Source organism: Streptococcus sp. 151470009-6, from assembly GCF_053628175.1.
In genome coordinates, this window is sequence record NZ_JBSEZF010000006.1 from 127,860 (window position 1) to 150,590 (window position 22,731).

At 41.8% G+C, this 22,731-nt stretch carries 25 protein-coding genes; all 25 read left to right on the forward strand.

What is annotated here, in order from left to right; genetic code table 11:
- The first annotated feature begins 92 nt into the window (after positions 1-92).
- The 25 genes from rimP to groES all read left to right on the forward strand — a co-directional run bounded on the left by rimP (position 93) and on the right by groES (position 22,731).
- The gene (gene rimP, locus ACUW6H_RS08550) at positions 93-572 is read left to right on the forward strand and encodes a ribosome maturation factor RimP (protein WP_096406101.1); all 480 of its coding nucleotides are present in this window, start codon (positions 93-95) and stop codon (positions 570-572) included.
- 42 nt (positions 573-614) lie between these two features.
- Positions 615-1,751, forward strand: a complete 1,137-nt coding sequence (gene nusA / locus ACUW6H_RS08555) for a transcription termination factor NusA (RefSeq protein WP_454364112.1) — start codon at positions 615-617, stop codon at positions 1,749-1,751.
- 21 nt (positions 1,752-1,772) lie between these two features.
- Positions 1,773-2,066, forward strand: a complete 294-nt coding sequence (gene rnpM, locus ACUW6H_RS08560) for an RNase P modulator RnpM (RefSeq protein WP_096406104.1) — start codon at positions 1,773-1,775, stop codon at positions 2,064-2,066.
- Positions 2,059-2,358: a YlxQ-related RNA-binding protein gene (locus ACUW6H_RS08565; protein WP_001041396.1), complete on the forward strand. Its 300-nt coding sequence runs from the start codon at positions 2,059-2,061 to the stop codon at positions 2,356-2,358. Before rnpM ends, ACUW6H_RS08565 begins: the two co-directional genes overlap by 8 nt.
- A gap of 16 nt (positions 2,359-2,374) precedes the next feature.
- Positions 2,375-5,161, forward strand: a complete 2,787-nt coding sequence (infB, locus tag ACUW6H_RS08570; RefSeq protein WP_454364115.1) for a translation initiation factor IF-2 — start codon at positions 2,375-2,377, stop codon at positions 5,159-5,161.
- A 249-nt stretch (positions 5,162-5,410) separates the two neighbouring features.
- Complete coding sequence (rbfA, locus tag ACUW6H_RS08575; RefSeq protein ID WP_001273599.1) at positions 5,411-5,761, forward strand: 30S ribosome-binding factor RbfA; 351 nt, start codon at positions 5,411-5,413, stop codon at positions 5,759-5,761.
- Positions 5,762-6,065: 304 nt separating this feature from the next.
- Positions 6,066-6,845, forward strand: a complete 780-nt coding sequence (locus tag ACUW6H_RS08580) for a hypothetical protein (RefSeq protein ID WP_454364117.1) — start codon at positions 6,066-6,068, stop codon at positions 6,843-6,845.
- A gap of 1 nt (position 6,846) precedes the next feature.
- Positions 6,847-7,029 carry a hypothetical protein gene (locus tag ACUW6H_RS08585; RefSeq protein ID WP_454364119.1) on the forward strand — a complete coding sequence of 61 codons (183 nt, stop codon included), beginning with the start codon at positions 6,847-6,849 and terminating at the stop codon, positions 7,027-7,029.
- Between the two features lie 214 nt (positions 7,030-7,243).
- Entirely contained in the window at positions 7,244-7,477 is a 234-nt protein-coding gene (locus ACUW6H_RS08590) for a DUF1858 domain-containing protein (protein WP_454364121.1), read from the forward strand.
- Positions 7,477-8,811 carry a DUF438 domain-containing protein gene (locus tag ACUW6H_RS08595; RefSeq protein ID WP_454364123.1) on the forward strand — a complete coding sequence of 445 codons (1,335 nt, stop codon included), beginning with the start codon at positions 7,477-7,479 and terminating at the stop codon, positions 8,809-8,811. The genes ACUW6H_RS08590 and ACUW6H_RS08595 overlap by 1 nt, the downstream gene beginning before the upstream one ends.
- A 9-nt stretch (positions 8,812-8,820) precedes the next feature.
- The gene (locus ACUW6H_RS08600) at positions 8,821-9,075 is read left to right on the forward strand and encodes a DUF1912 family protein (RefSeq protein WP_000119707.1); all 255 of its coding nucleotides are present in this window, start codon (positions 8,821-8,823) and stop codon (positions 9,073-9,075) included.
- Positions 9,076-9,172: 97 nt separating this feature from the next.
- A complete protein-coding gene (locus ACUW6H_RS08605) occupies positions 9,173-9,568 on the forward strand; it encodes a helix-hairpin-helix domain-containing protein (RefSeq protein ID WP_049489719.1) in 396 nt (131 codons plus the stop codon).
- Between the two features lie 277 nt (positions 9,569-9,845).
- Positions 9,846-10,409, forward strand: coding sequence for a GNAT family N-acetyltransferase (locus ACUW6H_RS08610; protein ID WP_454364155.1), 564 nt, complete (start codon positions 9,846-9,848; stop codon positions 10,407-10,409).
- Positions 10,410-10,473: 64 nt separating this feature from the next.
- Positions 10,474-11,529, forward strand: a complete 1,056-nt coding sequence (locus tag ACUW6H_RS08615) for a hypothetical protein (protein WP_096406119.1) — start codon at positions 10,474-10,476, stop codon at positions 11,527-11,529.
- Between the two features lie 12 nt (positions 11,530-11,541).
- A complete protein-coding gene (locus ACUW6H_RS08620; RefSeq protein WP_454364158.1) occupies positions 11,542-14,193 on the forward strand; it encodes a valine--tRNA ligase in 2,652 nt (883 codons plus the stop codon).
- A 70-nt stretch (positions 14,194-14,263) separates the two neighbouring features.
- Positions 14,264-15,550 (forward strand): hypothetical protein, encoded by a 1,287-nt coding sequence (locus ACUW6H_RS08625; RefSeq protein WP_454364160.1) that lies wholly within the window; start codon positions 14,264-14,266, stop codon positions 15,548-15,550.
- A 391-nt stretch (positions 15,551-15,941) separates the two neighbouring features.
- Positions 15,942-16,532, forward strand: coding sequence for a DNA-directed RNA polymerase subunit delta (rpoE, locus tag ACUW6H_RS08630; RefSeq protein WP_000418415.1), 591 nt, complete (start codon positions 15,942-15,944; stop codon positions 16,530-16,532).
- 329 nt (positions 16,533-16,861) lie between these two features.
- A complete protein-coding gene (locus ACUW6H_RS08635; protein WP_454364162.1) occupies positions 16,862-18,469 on the forward strand; it encodes a CTP synthase in 1,608 nt (535 codons plus the stop codon).
- A 120-nt stretch (positions 18,470-18,589) separates the two neighbouring features.
- Entirely contained in the window at positions 18,590-19,666 is a 1,077-nt protein-coding gene (locus ACUW6H_RS08640; protein ID WP_454364164.1) for an N-acetylmuramoyl-L-alanine amidase family protein, read from the forward strand.
- 92 nt (positions 19,667-19,758) lie between these two features.
- Positions 19,759-20,058, forward strand: a complete 300-nt coding sequence (locus ACUW6H_RS08645) for a DUF4651 domain-containing protein (RefSeq protein WP_454364166.1) — start codon at positions 19,759-19,761, stop codon at positions 20,056-20,058.
- The gene (locus tag ACUW6H_RS08650) at positions 20,055-20,372 is read left to right on the forward strand and encodes a thioredoxin family protein (RefSeq protein ID WP_261045465.1); all 318 of its coding nucleotides are present in this window, start codon (positions 20,055-20,057) and stop codon (positions 20,370-20,372) included. Before ACUW6H_RS08645 ends, ACUW6H_RS08650 begins: the two co-directional genes overlap by 4 nt.
- 15 nt (positions 20,373-20,387) lie before the next feature.
- A complete protein-coding gene (ytpR, locus tag ACUW6H_RS08655; RefSeq protein ID WP_454364168.1) occupies positions 20,388-21,014 on the forward strand; it encodes a YtpR family tRNA-binding protein in 627 nt (208 codons plus the stop codon).
- 42 nt (positions 21,015-21,056) lie between these two features.
- The gene (locus tag ACUW6H_RS08660; protein WP_001107798.1) at positions 21,057-21,818 is read left to right on the forward strand and encodes an SDR family NAD(P)-dependent oxidoreductase; all 762 of its coding nucleotides are present in this window, start codon (positions 21,057-21,059) and stop codon (positions 21,816-21,818) included.
- 76 nt (positions 21,819-21,894) lie between these two features.
- Positions 21,895-22,290: a single-stranded DNA-binding protein gene (locus ACUW6H_RS08665; protein ID WP_000282462.1), complete on the forward strand. Its 396-nt coding sequence runs from the start codon at positions 21,895-21,897 to the stop codon at positions 22,288-22,290.
- Between the two features lie 156 nt (positions 22,291-22,446).
- Positions 22,447-22,731: a co-chaperone GroES gene (groES, locus tag ACUW6H_RS08670; RefSeq protein WP_000917336.1), complete on the forward strand. Its 285-nt coding sequence runs from the start codon at positions 22,447-22,449 to the stop codon at positions 22,729-22,731.

Sequence of the window (22,731 nt, forward strand, 5' to 3'; positions counted from 1 at the left end):
TACTTTACATAAATTGACAAACGTGCTATACTGATAGTAAGAATATGAGAAAGAGAGGCGGGGAAATATCTTCGCCTCTTGCTTATGAGGAGGTGGACGCAATCGCAACAATCGTAGAATTAGTCAGAGAAGTTGTAGAACCTGTCATCCAAACGCCTTTCGAACTCGTGGATATCGAGTATGGAAAGATTGGCAGTGACATGATTCTCAGTATTTTTGTAGATAAACCTGAAGGAATTACCTTGAACGACACGGCAGACCTGACAGAAATTATCAGTCCTGTTCTAGACACCATCAAGCCTGATCCCTTCCCAGAACAATATTTCCTAGAAATCACCAGTCCAGGCTTGGAACGTCCTTTGAAAACCAAGGATGCCGTCGCTGGAGCAGTTGGAAAATACATCCATGTCGGGCTCTATCAAGCCATCGATAAGCAAAAAGTCTTTGAAGGAACCTTGCTGTCCTTTGAAGAGGATGAGTTGACTATGGAGTATATGGACAAGACACGTAAGAAAACCGTCCAAATTCCATACAGTTTAGTATCAAAAGCACGTTTAGCAGTAAAACTATAGAAAAGAAAGGATAGCTTTTGAGAATTCAAAAGTGAAGAAAACATGAGTAAAGAAATGCTAGAGGCCTTCCGCATTTTGGAAGAAGACAAGGGAATCAAAAAAGAAGACATCATCGACGCAGTAGTAGAGTCGCTTCGTTCCGCTTATCGCAGACGTTATGGTCAATCTGATAGCGTAGCCATCGACTTTAACGAAAAAACAGGTGACTTTACAGTTTATACTGTCCGTGAAGTTGTAGACGAAGTATTTGATAGCCGTTTGGAAATCAGCTTGAAAGATGCCCTTGCCATTAATTCAGCCTATGAGCTTGGTGACAAGATCAAGTTTGAAGAAGCACCAGCTGAGTTTGGTCGTGTAGCAGCCCAGTCTGCAAAACAAACCATCATGGAAAAAATGCGCAAGCAAACACGTGCCATCACTTATAATACTTACAAAGAACATGAGCAAGAAATCATGTCTGGTACAGTAGAACGCTTTGACAACCGCTTTATTTATGTCAATCTTGGCAGCATCGAAGCCCAATTGTCCAAACAAGACCAAATCCCTGGAGAAGTTTTTGCTTCCCACGACCGTATCGAAGTCTACGTTTACAAGGTTGAAGACAATCCTCGTGGTGTCAACGTCTTTGTTAGCCGTAGCCATCCAGAGATGATTAAGCGTTTGATGGAGCAAGAAATTCCAGAAGTTTACGATGGAACTGTTGAAATCATGAGTGTGGCCCGTGAAGCAGGTGACCGTACCAAGGTTGCTATTCGTAGCCACAATCCAAACGTGGACGCTATCGGGACAATCGTTGGGCGTGGTGGTGCCAATATCAAGAAAATCACCAGCAAGTTCCACCCAGCTCGCTACGACGCTAAGAGCGACCGTATGATTCCTGTAGAAGAGAACATTGACGTTATCGAGTGGGTAGCAGATCCAGCTGAGTTTATCTACAATGCCATCGCACCTGCAGAGGTTGACCAAGTTATCTTTGATGAAAACGACAGCAAACGTGCCTTGGTCGTTGTACCTGATAACAAGCTTTCTCTTGCTATCGGTCGTCGTGGACAAAACGTTCGCTTGGCAGCTCACTTGACGGGTTACCGTATCGATATCAAGTCTGCCAGTGAGTTTGAAGCTATGGAAGAAGCAGGTCAAATTGATTACGCAGTTGCGGATGAATTGATCGAAGAATAAAAGCTGCTAGAGGAGGGAAAGATGAAAACAAGAAAAATCCCTTTGCGCAAGTCTGTTGTTTCCAACGATGTGATTGACAAGCGAGATTTACTTCGTATTGTCAAGAACAAAGAAGGACAGGTCTTTATCGATCCGACAGGCAAGGCCAATGGCCGGGGCGCTTATATCAAGCTAGACAATGCAGAAGCCCTAGAGGCTAAAAAGAAAAAAGTCTTTAACCGTAGCTTTAACATGGAAGTTGAAGAAAGCTTTTATGACGAGTTGATCGCCTATGTGGATCACAAAGTGAAAAGAAGAGAGTTAGGACTTGAATAAGCAAAAGATAAGCAATCTCTTGGGACTGGCTCAACGAGCAGGCAGGATCATATCGGGTGAGGAATTGGTGGTCAAGGCCATTCAAGACCAGAAAGCCAAGCTAGTCTTTCTAGCCCATGATGCTGGCCCCAATCTAACCAAGAAGATTCAAGATAAAAGTGACTATTATCAAGTAGAAGTTATAACCGTGTTTTCAACACTGGAATTAAGCATAGCAGTCGGGAAATCGAGAAAGGTTTTGGCTGTGACAGATGCTGGATTTACAAAGAAAATGAGGTCTCTTATGGAATAGAAGAGGAGGACATGATTTGTCTAAGAAAAGATTGTACGAAATCGCAAAAGAACTTGGAAAAGAAAGTAAAGAAGTTGTAGCGCGTGCAAAAGAGTTGGGCTTGGATGTGAAAAGCCACTCATCGAGCGTGGAAGCTGCTGCTGCTGAGCAAATCGCGGCTAGCTTTAAACCTGCACCTGCTCCTAAGGCAGAAGCAAAACCTGCAGCACCAAAAGCAAGTGTAGAAAAGAAAGCAGAAAAGCCTGTATCAGCTAAACCAGTAGCCGCTAAGGAAGAAAGTAAACCAGCTGCACCTGCAGCTCCTAAGGAAGACAAAGTAGTGGCCGCAAGACCACAAAGTCGAAACTTCAAGGCGGAGCGTGAGGCGCGTGCCAAAGAGCAGGCAGAGCGACGCAAACAAAACAAGGGCAACAACCGTGACCAACAACAAAACGGCAACCGTCAGAAAAACGACGGCCGTAATGGTGGCAAACCTGGTCAAGGGAACCGCGATAACCGCCGTTTTAACGACCAAGGGAAGAAACCACAAGGTCAAGGAAATCGTGGCAATGATCGCCGTCAGCAACAGGACTTCCAGCCAAAACCAGCTGGACCACGTGTTGACTTTAAAGCCCGTGCTGAAGCCCTAAAAGCAGAGCAAAATGCAGAGTACGCACGCTCAAGCGAGGAGCGCTTCAAACAATCGCAAGCTGCCAAAGAAGCTTTGGCTCAAGCTAATAAACGCAAGGAGCCTGAAGAAATCTTTGAGGAAGCTGCTAAGTTAGCTGAACAAACGCAGCCAGCCGTAGCAGTAGCTCCTGTAGCGAAAGAAGCGCCAGTGGATACACGTCGTAAAAAACAAGCTCGACCAGACAAAGAACGTGACGATTATGATCACGAAGAAGATGGTCCTAGAAAACAACAAAAGAATCGAAGTAGTCAGAATCAAGTGAGAAATCAAAGAAATAGTAACTGGAATAACAACAAAAAGAATAAAAAAGGCAACAAGCAAAATAACCGCAATCAGGCACCAAAACCTGTTACAGAACGTAAGTTCCATGAATTGCCAAGCGAATTTGAATATACAGATGGTATGACTGTTGCGGAAATCGCAAAACGTATTAAACGTGAACCAGCTGAAATCGTTAAGAAACTCTTTATGATGGGTGTGATGGCCACACAAAACCAATCCTTAGATGGAGAAACCATCGAACTCCTCATGGTGGATTATGGTATCGAAGCCAAACAAAAGGTTGAAGTGGATAATGCCGACATCGAACGTTTCTTTGTCGAAGATGGCTATCTTAACGAAGATGAATTGGTTGAGCGTCCACCAGTTGTAACCATCATGGGACACGTTGACCATGGTAAGACAACCCTCTTGGATACCCTTCGTAACTCTCGTGTAGCGACAGGTGAAGCAGGAGGAATCACTCAGCATATCGGTGCCTACCAAATCGTGGAAAATGGCAAGAAGATTACCTTCCTTGATACACCAGGACACGCGGCCTTTACATCTATGCGTGCGCGTGGTGCATCTGTTACCGATATTACCATCTTGGTTGTAGCAGCCGACGACGGGGTTATGCCTCAAACTATCGAAGCTATCAACCACTCAAAAGCGGCCAACGTTCCAATCATCGTAGCTATCAACAAGATTGATAAACCAGGTGCCAATCCAGAACGTGTTATCGGTGAATTGGCAGAGCATGGTGTTATGTCAACAGCTTGGGGTGGAGATTCTGAATTTGTTGAAATCTCAGCTAAATTCAACCAAAATATCGATGAACTCTTGGAAACAGTTCTTCTTGTGGCTGAAATCCAAGAACTCAAGGCAGACCCAACAGTTCGTGCAATCGGTACAGTTATCGAAGCGCGCTTGGATAAAGGGAAAGGTGCGGTCGCAACCCTTCTTGTGCAACAAGGCACCTTGAATGTTCAAGACCCAATCGTTGTCGGAAATACCTTCGGTCGTGTACGTGCTATGACCAACGACCTTGGTCGTCGTGTTAAGGTTGCAGGTCCGTCAACACCAGTTTCTATCACAGGTTTGAACGAAGCGCCAATGGCGGGTGACCACTTTGCCGTTTACGAAGATGAAAAATCTGCGCGTGCAGCCGGTGAAGAACGTGCGAAACGTGCCCTCATGAAACAACGCCAAGCTACCCAACGTGTCAGCCTTGAAAACCTCTTTGATACGCTTAAAGCTGGTGAACTTAAGTCTGTTAACGTCATCATCAAGGCCGACGTACAAGGTTCAGTTGAAGCCCTTTCTGCCTCCCTTCAAAAGATCGATGTAGAAGGTGTCAAAGTTACCATTGTCCACTCAGCAGTCGGTGCTATCAACGAATCTGACGTGACCCTTGCGGAAGCTTCCAATGCCTTTATCGTTGGTTTCAACGTACGCCCTACACCACAAGCGCGTCAACAAGCGGAAGCTGACGATGTAGAAATCCGTCTCCACAGCATTATCTATAAGGTTATCGAAGAGATGGAAGAAGCCATGAAAGGGATGCTTGACCCAGAATTTGAAGAAAAAGTTATCGGTGAAGCAGTTATCCGTGAAACCTTCAAGGTATCTAAAGTGGGAACCATCGGTGGATTCATGGTTATCAACGGTAAGGTTACCCGTGACTCGAAAGTCCGTGTTATCCGTGACGGTGTTGTTATATATGACGGTGAACTCGCAAGCTTGAAACATTACAAAGACGACGTTAAAGAAGTTACAAACGGTCGTGAAGGTGGTCTCATGATTGATGGCTACAATGATATCAAGACTGATGATGTGATTGAGGCCTATGTCATGGAAGAAATCAAACGTTAAGATTTTTGCTCCTTTCTAGGTGGTGAGGGATGCAAGCAAACCGATGATTTCATTGCTTATTTTTGAGCCTAGAGTCTCAAAAATCCCCTGTGATGGGACTGATAAATTAGTCCCATCACTTTCACCACAGCGAAAGAAGCGGATGAGTTCAAATTGAACTTCGTTTCAATTTGAGCTGAAAATCAATAAATTTAAAAATAGCTAGGTCTGCTGGCCTAGCTTTTGGTTCAAAGTAGAGAAAGGAATATCATGGCAAATCATTTCCGTACGGATCGTGTGGGCATGGAAATTAAGCGCGAAGTCAATGAGATTTTGCAAAAGAAGGTCCGTGATCCCCGTGTCCAAGGTGTGACCATTACAGATGTTCAGATGCTGGGTGACCTATCTGTTGCTAAGGTTTACTACACCATTTTGAGTAACCTTGCTTCGGATAACCAAAAAGCTCAAATCGGGCTTGAAAAAGCAACTGGTACCATCAAACGTGAACTTGGTCGCAATTTGAAATTGTACAAAATCCCAGATTTAACTTTCGTCAAAGACGAATCCATCGAATATGGAAACAAGATTGACGCAATGCTACGCAATCTGGATAAGAACTAATACTCTTCGAAAATCAAATTCAAACCATGTCAGCGTCGCCTTGCCGTAGGTATGGTTACTGACTTCGTCAGTTCTATCCACAACCTCAAAACACTGTTTTGAGCAACCTGCGGCTAGCTTCCTAGTTTGCTCTTTGATTTTCATTGAGTATAAGAAAGAGGGGATACCCCTCTTTTTTCTTGTCAGAGTAGTCTGTTTGCTAATCATCAATATGTTGCCCTTGTAAAAGGTAGTTTAAAAAATTTGTATATTTCAAATAGTATGATATGATAAAGCTTGATATAAATGAAAAACGGAGAGACATATGCCTAAACAAGATATAGCTATGCAAGTGCTGCAACAAGTGGTGAAATTACCCGTAGTCAAAGTTGATCGAGAGAAATTTTTAGTAGAAAAGTTTTCAAAGGAACTAGACCGCAAGGATATTGCAACCTTATTAGAACAAGGGCCGACTTCTTTGTTGCCTCAGGAAAGCTTGGATCGAGTGGCCAAGGCCTGTATTAAGGACAATGTCCTGTTAGCCAGTGGGACATCGGTTTTGGCAGGTTTACCTGGAGGGATTCTCATGGCGATCACTATCCCGACAGACGTAGCTCAGTTTTATGGTTTTTCATTGAAATTAGCTCAAGAACTAGGGTATATTTACGGATTTGATGATCTCTGGGCATCGCGCAATGAGTTAAGCGAGGAAGCTAAAAACACACTCCTACTGTATCTCGGTGTCATGCTGGGAGTAAATGGTGCAGGTGCTCTGCTTCGATCAGGCGGAGTGACAGTAGCCAAACAAGTCATAAAAGTAGTGAATAAGAAAGCTTTGACAAAGACGCTCTGGTATCCTATCTTAGAGAAAATTTTGAAAATTTTTGGTGTTAATCTGACAAAAGGAGGTTTAGCTAAAGGAATGGGAAAAGTGATTCCTATCCTAGGCGGTATTATTTCAGGAGGATTAACCTTTGCGACCATGAAACCGATGGGGGAAAGCTTGCAACAGGAGTTATCTAAATTAGTTAACTATAATGAGGAGCAATATCAAGAAGACATAGAAACTATCCGAAAAGAAGCTGAAATCATCGAAGGAGAGTAACATGGGTCTCATAAAAATGTTAGCTAAAACTTACGGGAATTACTTTTTTACGATGCAGGGTTTAAAAGTGATGAAAACAATGAAAAAAGATGACAATCTTGTTGTTGGTCTAGGGAAGTTATTTCTTGTAGATAAGTTAATGGATACGGCTCACTGGTTCGCAAAACCAGATGATAAGGAATAACTTGAAATGAAAGAAACTAGCAGGAACTCCGCTGCTAGTTTTTTAATCTCTTCCCATATGGTATAATATAAGCAGTAAAATCATTTTATACTCTTCGAAAATCAAATTCAAACCACGTCAGCTTCACCTTGCCGTACTTAAGTACAGCCTGCGGCTAGCTTCCTAGTTTGCTCTTTGATTTTCATTGAGTATTAGAACATACATGGAGGTCGTAATGGACAATATCATCGATGTGTCAATTCCCGTTTCAGAAGTGGTGGACAAGCATCCAGAAGTCTTGGAAATTCTAGTAGAGCTCGGTTTTAAACCACTTGCTAATCCCTTGATGCGCAACACAGTCGGTCGCAAGGTATCGCTCAAACAGGGTTCTAAGCTTGAAGGAACTCCTATGGACAAGATTGTCCGCACACTGGAAGCGAATGGTTACGAAGTGATTGGATTAGACTAATGGCAGATGAACGGATTCATATCCTACGGGATATTTTGTTAGAATTGCACAATGGTGCCTCTCCTGAATCAGTTCAGGAGCGTTTTGATGCGACCTTTACAGGTGTGTCAGCCATCGAGATTTCCCTCATGGAGCACGAGCTGATGAACTCAGACTCAGGTGTCACCTTTGAAGATGTCATGGAGCTCTGTGATGTCCATGCTAATCTTTTTAAAAATGCTGTTAAGGGTGTTGAAGTAGAGGATACCGAGCATCCTGGTCACCCCGTTCGCATCTTCAAGGATGAAAACCTGGCCCTCCGTGCTGCCTTGATTCGCATTCGGAGACTGTTAGATACCTATGAGTCTATGGAAGACGAGGAAATGCTGGCAGAGATGCGTAAAGGCTTGGTTCGTCAAATGGGGCTTTTGGGGCAATTTGACCTCCACTATCAGCGCAAGGAAGAGCTTTTCTTTCCTATCATGGAGCGCTATGGACACGATTCACCCCCTAAGGTCATGTGGGGAGTGGATGATCAGATCAGGGAACTCTTTCAGACAGCTCTAACGACAGCTAAGTCACTACCAGAAGTGCCGATTTCCACTGTAAAGGAAACTTTCGAAGCTTTTGCGACAGAGTTTGAAAGTATGATTTTCAAGGAAGAGTCCATCCTTCTCATGATTCTCCTTGAGTCCTTTACTCAGGATGACTGGATTCAGATTGCGGAGGAGAGCGATGCTTACGGCTATGCCATCATCCGTCCGTCAGAGAAATGGGTGCCAGAACGCCAGAGTTTCGTTGAGGAAAAAAGTGCAGAAGAGCCCGTACAACTAGACACGGCAGAAGGTCAAGTGCAGCAAGTTATCGATACACCAGAAGGACAGTTCACCATTACCTTTACCCCTAAGGAAAAGGAAGCAGTCCTGGACCGCCATAGTCAACAGGTTTTTGGAAATGGCTATCTCTCCGTAGAGCAGGCCAACCTCATCCTCAATCACCTTCCCATGGAGATTACCTTTGTCAATAAAGACGATATTTTCCAGTATTACAATGACAATGCGCCAGCTGATGAGATGATTTTCAAACGGACTCCGTCCCAAGTTGGGCGCAATGTTGAACTCTGCCATCCGCCCAAGTACCTAGAAAAGGTGAAGGCTGTTATGAAAGGTCTTCGTGAAGGGGTCAAGGACAAGTATGAAATGTGGTTCAAGTCTGAGTCGCGAAGCAAGTTTATCCACATCACCTACGCTGCAGTACACGATGAGAACGGGGAATTCCAAGGCGTGCTAGAGTATGTTCAGGATATCCAGCCCTACCGAGAGATTGATACGGACTACTTCCGTGGATTAGAATAAGGAGAAGCAATGAGTTACGAACAAGAATTTATGAAGGAATTTGAGGCCTGGGTTAATACCCAGATCATGATCAACGACATGGCGCACAAGGAAAGTCAGAAGGTTTACGAAGAAGACCAAGACGAGCGTGCCAAAGATGCCATGATTCGCTACGAGAGTCGCTTGGATGCCTACCAGTTCTTGCTGGGTAAGTTTGAAAACTTCAAAGCAGGCAAGGGATTTCATGATCTGCCAGAAGGCTTGTTTGGTGAGCGAAACTATTAAAATTCAGATACTTTCTTGATTTTTTGCCAAAATCTTGATAGAATATCTTTATTAAATCCTTGTCAGAGCAGGGATTTTTTATTGAAAGGATTTTATCATGTCAAAGAAACTCCAACGTAAAAAACAATTACGAAATAGCCTTCGTCGTTCAGGTGCATTTTCAACTACAGTGACCAAGGTTGTCGAAGAGACCAAGAAAGTCGTGAAACACGCAGAAAAATCTGCCAGCCAAGCAGGAAAAGTTGTCTCTAAAAAAGTGGAACAAGCTGTAGAAGCGACCAAGGAACAAGCTCAAAAAGTAGCGAATTCAGTAGAAGATTTTGCAGCGACTTTGGGTGGCCTCTCAGTAGATCGTGCTAAGACTTTCTATGATGAAGGTATCAAGTCAGCTGCTGACTTCAAAAACTGGACTGAAAAAGAACTCCTTGCCTTGAAGGGAATCGGTCCAGCTACCATCAAGAAATTAAAAGAACACGGAATCAGCTTCAAGTAATTTTTCTTGAGCCTTGCATTTCCGTTAAAAACTTGCTACAATAAAGCCATTAGAGGTGTTTTGAATCCCACATTTTACAGAAAGTGGCGGCGCTGAGAAGTCCACAAATGTGTCAAAACTGGTTGCTGATGGATGAAAAATGAAATAATATTGTCTTTTTATTATAAAGACGAGAGTTGCGGGCTCTGCCCGAAATTGGGTGGTACCGCGGATAAACACATTCGTCCCTGTCATGTAGATGGCAGGGGCATTTTTTTATGGAAAGTGAGGGCTGAAGATGGAGCAAGCACAATTACCAGAACGATTAGAAACCGAACGGCTAGTGTTACGAGTCCGTACAGTGGCGGATGCAGTGGATATCTTTGACTATGCCAGTAGGCCAGAAGTTTCCTACCCAGCAGGCTTTCCGCCCGTCAAGACCTTGGAGGATGAGATTTATTATCTGGAGCATATCCTTCCTGAGCGCAATCAAAAGGAAAATCTCCCAGCTGGCTATGGAATAGTCGTCAAGGGGACCGATAAAATTGTTGGCTCTGTTGATCTCAACCATCGCCACGAAGATGATGTGTTGGAACTCGGCTATACCTTGCATCCAGACTATTGGGGCCGAGGCTATGTGCCTGAAGCAGCGCGAGCCTTGATTGATCTAGCTTTCAAAGAATTGGGTCTTCACAAGATAGAATTGTCTTGCTTTGGCTACAATATTCAAAGTCAACGAGTTGCAGAGAAACTTGGCTTTACCTTAGAAGCTCGAATCCGAGACCGCAAAGATGCTCAGGGAAATCGCTGTGACAGTCTGATATATGGCTTACTGAAGAGTGAGTGGGAGGTGAAACAGTAGTTAAACCGTTCGAAATTTTTGAACAGTTGAGATATATTGGAGTTAAAATAGGAGGTATTGAAAAATGGAGGTAGGTCATATTATTACTATACTTAGTGGAGCAGGTCTAGGAGCTATAATAAGTGCAATTTTAGTTTTTCTTAATAATAGTAAAAGAAATCAAATTGATTATATTACTAAGGAGAGAGCTGAGTGGCGAAAGCAACTTAAAATAATATTAGAAAATTTAAAGGATAATCAAAAGAAAGATTCTGCACTTATACAGTTAAAAAGCCAGATTAATCCATTTGGAAAAAATATGGATATTAAGTATTCTAAGCCTTATTATATGAAAGATGGTCACATTTGGGATATCTTGGATAATAATGTAATTGATTATGACAGATTGTCTTTGTATATAGCTTTACTCTTGAAATATGATTGGGAACGCTCAAAAAAGGAAATAAAATTCAATCCCTCAACATTGTTAAGAGGAATTATTTGGTTGACATTATTTATTCTATCTATTTATTCTTCAATTATTATATATAATAAAACTAATAATTTAAATAATGATTTATATGTAATACTGTTTATAATATCGATATTGTCAATTATATTTGTATCGTTACAAATATGGGTTACAAACTTAATTAAGTCAGTTCCTTCCAGACATAAAAAAGAGCAAATGTGGATATTCATTGTTTTTTATGCTTTTCCTTATGCGAATACTAGCCTAATTTTATTATTAAATATTCCGTTTTTAAATTCTCAACTTTTTGATATATTTGCACTAATAGGTTTGTTTGTGTACGAATTTTTCTATTTATCAACCATTGAATCATTAGAAGACGATTACGTTAAAGCAGTTGAACGAATTAGTGTCAAACGAAATTCTCATAGTGATAAAGTAAGCGCTGTATACAAATCAATAGATAGATTGGAGAAGAAACTTTATGAATACCCTTATAACCAAAATGATGTTGAGGCGTTGAAAAAAAAGCGTCGAAAATTACAGAAAAAGTTAATAAAAAAACTAAGACCGTCAGTCTTCATATTTCAACCGAATTTATATATTAGATATCGAAAGAAAAAATCTAGGATATCAAAGATTGTCAAATGTTTACTTACAAATACTTAAAGGAGAACACACATGTCTAAAGAACTTTCACCTAAATACAATCCAGCCGAGGTTGAGGCTGGTCGTTACCAAAAATGGCTTGATGCCGATGTTTTCAAGCCTTCAGGAGATCAAAAGGCTAAGCCTTATTCTATCGTGATTCCACCACCAAACGTAACCGGAAAACTTCACCTTGGTCATGCTTGGGATACAACTCTTCAAGATATTATCATCCGTCAAAAACGCATGCAAGGTTTTGATACGCTTTGGCTTCCAGGTATGGACCACGCTGGGATTGCCACTCAGGCTAAGGTTGAGGAGCGCTTGCGTGGTGAGGGCATTACGCGTTACGACCTCGGTCGTGAAAAATTCCTTGACAAGGTCTGGGAATGGAAAGACGAATATGCCACTACTATCAAGGAACAATGGGGCAAGATGGGGCTTTCTGTAGACTACTCTCGTGAGCGTTTCACGCTTGATGAAGGTTTGTCAAAAGCCGTTCGTAAGGTCTTTGTGGACCTCTACAAGAAAGGCTGGATTTACCGCGGTGAGTTTATCATCAACTGGGACCCAGCAGCTCGTACAGCCCTTTCTGATATCGAGGTGATTCACAAGGATGTCGAAGGTGCCTTCTACCACATGAACTACATGCTAGAAGACGGCTCACGCGCCCTTGAAGTGGCGACAACTCGTCCTGAGACCATGTTTGGGGACGTTGCCGTTGCGGTCAATCCAGAAGACCCACGCTACAAGGATTTGATCGGTAAAAACGTCATCCTTCCAATCGCTAATAAACTCATCCCAATCGTTGGAGACGAGCACGCAGATCCTGAGTTTGGTACAGGTGTCGTGAAAATCACGCCTGCCCATGATCCAAACGACTTCTTGGTTGGTCAACGCCATAACTTGCCACAAGTCAACGTCATGAACGACGATGGAACTATGAACGACTTGGCCTTCGAATTTGCAGGCATGGACCGTTTTGAAGCTCGTAAGGCAGTCGTTGCTAAATTGGAAGAAATCGGTGCCCTCGTTAAAATCGAAAAACGTGTCCACAGTGTTGGTCATTCAGAACGTACAGGTGTTGTGGTTGAGCCACGCTTGTCTACGCAATGGTTTGTCAAGATGGACCAATTGGCGAAAAATGCTATTGCTAACCAAGATACAGAGGACAAGGTAGAATTCTACCCACCTCGTTTCAACGATACCTTCCTCCAATGGATGGAAAATGTCCATGACTGGGTAATCTCTCGTCAGCTCTGGTGGGGTCACCAAATCCCTGCTTGGTACAATGCTGAGGGTGAAATATATGTCGGTGAAGAAGCTCCAGAAGGTGACGGATGGACTCAGGATGAGGACGTATTGGATACGTGGTTCAGTTCTGCCCTTTGGCCATTCTCTACCATGGGCTGGCCGGATGTCGACTCAGAAGACTTTAAACGTTATTATCCAACATCAACTTTGGTGACTGGTTATGATATTATTCCGTTCTGGGTGTCTCGGATGATTTTCCAAGGTTTGGAATTTACTGGCAAGTCGCCATTCAAAAATGCCTTGATTCATGGTCTCATTCGTGATGAGCAAGGACGCAAGATGTCTAAATCCCTCGGTAACGGGATTGATCCAATGGATGTTATTGATAAGTACGGAACAGATAGCCTTCGTTGGTTCCTTTCAAACGGTTCTGCACCAGGGCAAGACGTGCGCTTCTCTTACGAGAAAATGGATGCTTCATGGAACTTCATTAACAAGATCTGGAACATCTCTCGCTATATCCTCATGAACAATGAAGGTTTGACCCTTGAGCAAGCAACTGCCAATGTGGAAAAAGTTACCAACAAGGAAGCTGGAAACGTCACAGACCGCTGGATTCTCCACAACCTCAATGAAACGATTGGCAAAGTTACTGAAAACTTTGACAAGTTTGAGTTTGGTGTGGCTGGACACATCCTCTACAACTTCATATGGGATGAGTTTGCGGACTGGTACGTTGAGTTGACCAAGGAAGTCCTTTATAGCGATAACGAAGAAGAGAAAGTCATTACACGTTCTGTTCTCCTTTACACTTTGGACAAGATCCTTCGTCTCCTTCACCCAATCATGCCATTCGTGACAGAGGAAATCTTTGGACAAATTTCAGAAGGCTCTATCGTTACAGCGGAATACCCAACTGTTAACCCAGCCTTTGAAGACCTTGCTGCTCACACAGGTGTCGAAAGTCTCAAAGACTTGATTCGTGCTGTTCGTAATGCGCGTGCGGAAGTAAACGTAGCACCAAGCAAGCCTATCACCATCCTTGTTAAGACAAGCGATAGCGACTTGGAAGCCTTCTTTAACAGCAATGTCAACTACATCAAACGCTTCACAAATCCAGAACACTTGGAAATCGCGTCAACTATCCCTGCACCTGAACTGGCTATGTCAAGTGTCATCACTGGAGCAGAAATCTACTTGCCGCTGGCAGACCTCCTCAATGTCGAAGAAGAACTAGCTCGTCTCGACAAGGAACTCGCTAAATGGCAAAAAGAACTGGACATGGTAGGCAAGAAGCTCTCTAACGAACGCTTCGTAGCCAACGCCAAACCAGAAATCGTCCAAAAAGAACGCGACAAACAAGCCGACTACCAAGCGAAATACGACGCGACCGTCGCACGTATTGATGAGATGAAGAAGTTGGTGAAATAAACACAGAAACACGGTGATAAGCCGTGTTTTTTTGGTATAATGGAAAATAAATTAACAAAGGTAGATAAATATGTTTAAAAAGATTTTCAAAGGTTTATTGTATATACTTGTTATTGTGATTGCAATTCTTTTACCATTATTAAGTGGTCAGCATCCTATTATTACAGGTATATATAACTTTATATCCAAGGCAAATAAAGACTATTATCAAGTAGTTCTATCGGCTTTAGCAATTTTTACAACATTTTTGATTTTCAGTAGTCAAAATGAGAAAGAAAGAAACATACGTTATGAGGACGAGGAAAAAAGGAATGAACGTGAAGAAAAAGAATATCAAGCAAATCGAGAAAATCGATTTGCTTCTGCGCGTCCATATTTTATAGTCGAGAAGAATAATGCTAATTCAAAAGCAAAAATTAATATTTTTATGGAGAATGATGTTCCGTTAGAAAATATTCTTGTCTGTGAAAAAAAAATATCTGATAAAGAAGATGAAGTTAATCCTCAAATTATAGGCACAAAAAATTCTGGTGATACTATTTACGAATTTTCTTTAGGCGAAATAGAAATGATAGTCGTAAAATGTACAACTTATTTTGATGAAGATATCTATTTTCAATATTACACGGGAGATTTAACTGTTCACTATCGTATGATTCAAAATGCTGAGGATTTAGATTATAGTAAAAGTTTAAAACGCACATATCTTTCAGACTTTTTCATTGAACAAAATGAAAAAAATGAGGAAAAAAATGAAAATACTGAGATATACAAACAGAATATCTATAGTCTTTCCTGGGAAAAGATTGCAAAGAAGAGATTTTCTCAATATAGGTCTCAAATTTTAAAATCAATTGTAGAAAATAGAATTTTTACGGAGAATAAAAATTTAAAAATAATTGCTGTCATTGAGAAGGATAGAATTGGAGAAATTTTGAGTGGTTCAATTATTTACTTAAGAGCATACAAAAAAGATTTTTCAAATGAACTTATTATTGAATTATTAGAAGTGATTAAAGAATTCATTAATAATAAATGGTATACTACATGTGGAACGCTTAGTGGAGCGCAGAAAGATTATTTCATAGGAAATTTAACTGATCCTATTTTTCGAAAAAAGTATAGTCTTATTTTTGATAAATCAGTTGATGCTGAGATTATGATGAATTATATTGAAGATTTAAATTTGTTTACTAAAAAAGGAGGATTTAATGATTTTTTATTTAGAAATTTAGAAGTATATTTAGATGAAAGTGTTAGTATGGCCACTGGAAGAATTGGTTATGATACTGAAATTAATTTAGTGTATAACGATATTCGTTCAAAAATAAAACAAATACTTTTTAAAACATTATAAGATTTTAATAAAAAGGGGGCATCTTGCTTTTATAGTTACATCAAATAAAGTCGAATTATATTCTCTATTTCCAAACGATTAATTATGTTATGCTAGAAAAAGCAATATTTTTAGAAATCAATTCACTACATAACAAGTACTGTCAGTTCGAACCACCCTGAGAAGTACAGTATCAGAGCTTAATTTTCGGCATCGAATTCATCTGGATTGATACAGAAAACCCACCTAGCGACACCATCGGCTGGGTGGCAAAGAAATAAAAAGTCCTGCCACTTTCTCCCATTTAACCTTTGACTATTCCGCAAAATTATCGTACAATAAAGAGTACATGATAAAATGAGGTCAGAGTCTGTTCGCTCTGGCGATAGTAGTAAAAATGAGGAGAAACGCTTTGGAATTAGAAGTATTTGCTGGGCAAGAAAAAAGTGAACTATCTATGATTGAGGTAGCGCGTGCTATCTTGGAACTTCGTGGTCGCGATCATGAGATGCATTTTAGCGATCTTGTAAATGAAATTCAAAACTACCTTGGAACATCAAACAGCGATATCCGCGAAGCTTTACCTTTGTTCTACACAGAGTTGAACTTTGACGGTAGCTTCATCTCTCTTGGAGACAACAAATGGGGGCTTCGTTCATGGTATGGTGTAGACGAAATTGACGAAGAAATCATCGCTCTTGAAGAAAGTGACGACGATGAAGTCGCTCCAAAAGCTAAGAAAAAACGTGTCAATGCCTTCATGGATGGTGATTCAGATGCCATTGACTACAATGCAGATGATCCAGAAGACGAAGATGCATACGAAGCTGATCCAGCTCTTTCATATGATGATGAAAATCCAGATGATGAGAAAAATGAAGTTGAAGCTTACGATGCAGAGATCAACGAAATCGCTCCTGATGACTTGGGTGAAGACGTGGATCTCAACGAAGAAGACGACGAGTTTTCAGACGATGATGCTGAAACGAGTGAAGAAGAGTAAAAGACTTCACAGAGGAGATTATCTGATCTCCTTTTTTCTTACTTGGGTAGAGTGTTTAAGCGGGTCATACGTCTGGGTGCTGTCCTTTTTTGGTTTTCTGAAAACAATCTCCTTTTTTCATGTTTTACCAATTCGGGTTGACAAATGTTCTACTTTAAGGTATCATATTGTTCGGGCACCTCTTTTAGAGGTCGGGGCTCCCTAGTTACTAGGGAGCTATTTTTGTTTTTTCAGGAAGTTTTTCTTGAAAAGTCGTTATTCATAAGGGTCTTGTTTTCTATGTCCCCTCGTAGTTAACAAGACCTTGAGCATTTTAGAAAGAGGAATCTATGTCTACGAAATATATTTTTGTAACTGGTGGTGTGGTATCGTCTATTGGGAAAGGGATTGTCGCAGCAAGTCTAGGCCGTCTCTTGAAAAATCGTGGTTTAAAAGTAACCATTCAAAAGTTTGACCCTTATATCAATATCGATCCGGGAACCATGAGTCCTTACCAGCACGGGGAAGTCTTTGTGACTGATGATGGGGCTGAAACAGATTTGGACTTGGGTCACTATGAACGTTTCATCGATATCAACCTCAACAAATATTCCAACGTGACAACTGGTAAAATCTACAGTGAAGTTCTTCGTAAGGAACGCCGTGGCGAGTACCTTGGGGCAACTGTTCAAGTCATTCCTCATATCACAGATGCTTTGAAAGAAAAAATCAAGCGTGCCGCTCTAACGACCGACTCTGATGTCATTATCACAGAGGTTGGTGGAACCGTTGGAGATATAGAGTCCTTGCCATTTTTAGAGGCCCTTCGTCAGATGAAGGCAGATGTGGGTGCAGATAATGTCATGTACATCCATACAACCTTGCTTCCTTACCTCAAGGCTGCTGGTGAGATGAAGACCAAGCCGACTCAGCATTCTGTAAAAGAATTGCGCGGTTTGGGAATCCAGCCAAATATGTTAGTCATTCGTACAGAAAAACCAGCTGGTCAAGGAATTAAAAACAAACTAGCTCAGTTCTGTGACGTGGCACCAGAAGCTGTTATCGAGTCTTTGGACGTTGAACATCTTTACCAAATTCCACTGAACTTGCAGGAACAAGGCATGGACCAAATTGTTTGTGACCACTTGAAATTAGATGCGCCAGCAGCGGATATGACAGAATGGTCAGCCATGGTGGACAAGGTCATGAATCTCAAGAAACAGGTCAAGATTTCCCTCGTTGGTAAGTATGTGGAGTTGCAAGATGCCTACATCTCAGTGGTCGAAGCCTTGAAACACTCTGGATATGCTAACGACGCAGAAGTGAAGATCAATTGGATTAATGCCAATGATGTGACAGCAGAGAATGTAGCAGAAATCTTGTCTGATGCAGATGGAATCATCGTACCAGGTGGTTTTGGTCAACGTGGTACTGAAGGGAAAATCCAAGCCATTCGCTATGCGCGTGAAAATGATGTTCCAATGTTGGGTGTCTGCTTGGGAATGCAGTTGACTTGTATCGAGTTTGCTCGTCACGTTTTAGGGCTTGAAGGTGCTAATTCTGCAGAGCTTGCACCAGAAACAAAATACCCTATCATTGATATCATGCGTGATCAGATTGACGTTGAGGATATGGGTGGAACCCTTCGTTTGGGACTTTATCCATCTAAGTTGAAACGTGGCTCTAAGGCAGCAGCTGCATATCACAATCAAGAAGTGGTGCAACGCCGTCACCGTCACCGCTATGAGTTTAACAACGCCTTCCGTGAGCAGTTTGAGGCAGCAGGATTTGTCTTCTCAGGAGTTTCTCCAGATAATCGTTTGGTAGAAATCGTCGAAATTCCTGAAAATAAATTCTTTGTAGCTTGTCAGTATCACCCTGAACTTTCCAGCCGTCCAAACCGTCCAGAAGAACTCTACACTGCCTTTGTTACTGCAGCAGTTGAGAACAGCAATTAGCAAAATCAGAACCTTTGAGAACAATCTCAGAGGTTTTTTGCTTGCATATTTAGGATAAGACTTGTAAAAAAACAACATAGTGATATAATGAATTTAATAAATCCAAAAGGAGGATATGCGATGAAAAAAATCACACTATTTGTTTTGTCTCTAGCAGGTCTAGCTTTACTGACTTTTCCTCATTCAGGGCAGGCATTTGAGCTTAAAGAAGAATGGGTTATTAAGTGTGGAGTGCAGTATCAAGATGGCAAGATTCTTCGTTTTAACAATGGTCATGAAGTGGATATCAAAGTCTTGGATTTGCCAAAAACCGAGAAAATCGAGTGGACGGTTAGTCTCAATGGTCAAGATCAGACTGTCAATTTCCTAGGTCAAGAAAAGGACAAGTCTATGATTGGTGTAGAGGGGCGTTACCTGAATTTCTATGTTCCATATGGCTATAGAGGAGATATCAAGGTAGAAGCCAAGAGCGGAAATGAAGTAAAGACCTGGTCAACGAAAGTGGTTGACGATGTACATCATGAAGGTGGAAAGAGAGGCTACTACCGTATTAACGAATCAAATGATCAATACACTTACCTTGATGCTAAATGGGACTATCAAACCAAGACTTACACTGCCACCTTACCAGAGACTGTCAATGGTCAAAAACTCTTTGCTTGGGCAGACTATGATAATGGTGAGTTGAAGCTTGAAAAACTAAGAACTATCAGTCATAAATATGATAATGGAGGATCTTTCAAAGAACTTTATCCGATTGTAAAAGCAGAAGGATGGCTAAAATCAAACCAAAACTGGTACTATCAAAAACAAGGTCAATTAGTGCAGAGCGATTGGGTTTATGATAAGGGAACTTGGTACTTTATGAATGATAAAGGAGTCATGTTCAATCAAACTTGGCTTTATCAAGGTAGCAACTGGTATGCCTTTAAATCATCAGGAGCTATGATTGCTAGTGATTGGCTTTATGATCAAGGTAAGTGGTACTATTTATCAACTTCAGGAGCTATGAAAGCAAGCACTTGGGTTTATGACAAGGGAGAATGGTATTATGTAAGTTCTTCTGGTGCCATGCTAGCGAATGATTGGGTCAAAGATAATGGCAAGTGGTATTATCTAGCTTCATCAGGTAAGATGCTTCGCAATACCTACACACCTGATGGTTACTACGTTGGCAACTCAGGCGCCTGGCAATAAGAATCAGAAGTTCACTTTCCTCACCGAGGGAGGTGATTTTCCTTGCTCCTATACGGCTTCCCTATTTGTCCTAGAGCCCTTTTTGTGTTACAATGAATGGTATGAAAGCTAAGAAATTATGGATGACTGGCTTGACTGTGGCTGGTCTAAGTGCCCTCGTTTTGGGTGCCAAAAAAGCAGCAGATAACCACAAACTGATGAAGACTCAAGAAGAGTTGACCGCTATCGTGCGCGAACTTTTCTCAGATATGGGTGAGATTGCGACTCTCTATGTTCAAGTCTACGAAAGTAGTCTAGAGCGACTTGTCGGAGGAGTCATTTTCGAGGATGGTCGTCATTACACCTTTGTCTATGAAAATAAAGATCTGGTCTATGAGGAGGAAGTCTTATGATACAACCTACAAGTTTAGAAGAATTGGCATCTTTAGTAGAAAAAGATGGCAAGAAAGTCTTCCTTTTTGTGGCAGACTGGTGTGGCGATTGTCGTTATATCTATCCATCCTTGCCAGAGATTGAGGAGACCAATCCAGAGTTCACCTTTATTCGAGTGGACCGAGATCAGTACATGGATTTAGCCAAGCTCTGGGATGTTTACGGGATTCCTAGCCTTGTTGTTCTAGAAAAGGACAAGGAAATCGGCCGATTTGTCAATCGTGACCGTAAAAGCAAGCAACAAATTAATGACTTTTTAGCAGGACTGAAATAGGAGAAAAAGGAAACAATGATTTTTACATATAATAAAGAGCATGTCGGCGATGTCCTTATGATCATCGTGAAAAACAGCGGAGATGCCAAGTTGGACGTGGAGCGCAAAGGCAAGGTAGCCCGTGTTTTCCTCAAAGAAAATGGAGAAACAGTAGCTTGGAATATTTTCGAAGTTTCAAGTTTGTTTGAAATTGCAGAGCGCGGTCAAGTCTTTTTATCAGATGAGCAAGTGGAACGTTTGAACCAAGAATTGCAGTCGGAAGGCTTTGCAGAAGAGATTGTCAATGACAAAGAACCTAAGTTTGTCGTCGGTGAGATTGTTGAGATGGTAGCTCACCCAGATAGCGATCACCTTAACATCTGCCAAGTTGCAGTCGCAAGTGACAAGACAGTGAAAATCGTTGCAGGGGCTCCTAATGCGCGTGTTGGGTTGAAAACTATTGTCGCTCTTCCTGGAGCAATGATGCCAAAAGGCAATCTCATTTTCCCAGGCGAACTTCGTGGCGAAAAGAGTTTTGGAATGATGTGCAGCCCTCGTGAATTGCATCTGCCAAACGCTCCGCAAAAACGTGGGGTTATTGAATTATCAGAAGACCAAGTTGTTGGAACTCCATTTGACCCAGCCAAACACTGGACTGCCTAGGAAGTTGTCAGTATCTGTCTCGCTAGTATAGAAGGAAATAAGATGGCAAAAAATGTTGTGATTACAGGGGCGACCTCAGGAATCGGTGAAGCGATTGCGCGTGCTTATCTGAATCAGGGTGAGAATGTCGTCCTAACTGGGCGACGGACAGACAGACTAGAAGCCCTCAAGTCAGAGTTTGCAGAAACGTTTCCAAATCAAACAGTTTGGACCTTTTCACTAGATGTGACGGATATGACCATGGTGAAGTCTGTCTGTTCCGATATTCTAGAAACGATAGGTCAGATTGATATCTTGGTCAATAACGCTGGACTAGCTCTTGGCTTGGCTCCCTATCAAGACTATGAGGAGTTGGATATGCTGACCATGTTGGATACCAATGTCAAAGGTTTGATGGCAGTCACTAGTTCCTTCTTGCCTTCCATGGTTGCAGCAAATCAAGGTCATATCATCAATATGGGCTCCACTGCAGGAATCTACGCTTACGCTGGTGCAGCAGTTTATTCAGCCACCAAGGCTGCTGTCAAGACTTTTTCAGATGGGCTTCGGATTGATACGATTGCAACGGACATCAAGGTGACAACCATTCAACCGGGGATTGTTGAAACAGATTTTTCTACAGTACGTTTTCATGGTGACAAAGAGCGAGCTGCTACCGTCTATCAGGGAATTGAGGCCTTGCAAGCTCAGGATATTGCAGATACAGTGGTCTATGTGACCAGTCAGCCCCGTCGTGTGCAGATTACAGATATGACCATTATGGCCAATCAACAGGCGACTGGATTTATGGTTCATAAAAAGTAAAAAATTTTCCTCGAAAGTTACAAATTTCTGTAACTTTTTTTGATTTCCTGCGAATAGATAAGTAGGAGGATGAAAAATGTATAATAAAGTTATCATGATTGGGCGCTTGACGTCTACACCAGAATTGCACAAAACCAACAATGACAAGTCAGTAGCGCGTGCAACGATTGCTGTGAACCGTCGTTACAAAGACCAAAATGGGGAACGTGAAGCCGACTTTGTCAATCTGGTTCTTTGGGGGAAATTGGCTGAAACCTTGGCAAGCTACGCAACCAAAGGTAGTCTCATTTCCGTTGATGGGGAGTTGCGTACCCGTCGCTTTGAGAAAAATGGTCAGACCAACTATGTGACCGAAGTTCTCGTGACAGGATTCCAACTCTTGGAAAGTCGTGCCCAACGTGCCATGCGTGAAAATAACGCAGGTCAGGATTTGGCGGATTTGGTTTTGGAAGAGGAGGAATTGCCATTTTAAGCATAGAAAAGCCTGAGTCAATCTTAGGCTTTTTTATCTTGAGAAAGTCAGACTTTTTTCTTGACTATTTCTGACCAAGTGATACAATAGAACTATGATTTAGCACTCAGATATAAAGAGTGCTAATAATATGTATTTCATCATGGAGGAAAGCAAATGTTGAAACCATTAGGAGACCGTGTGGTCTTGAAAGTCGAAGAAAAAGAACAAACTGTTGGAGGTTTTGTCCTCGCAGGCTCAGCCCAAGAAAAAACCAAAACAGCCCAAGTTATAGCTACAGGACAAGGTGTTCGTACCTTGAATGGTGACTTGGTTGCTCCAAGCGTTAAGGCTGGAGACCGTGTCTTAGTTGAAGCACATGCAGGTCTTGATGTCAAAGATGGAGATGAAAAGTATATCATCGTTGGTGAAGCTAACATCTTGGCAATCATTGAAGAATAG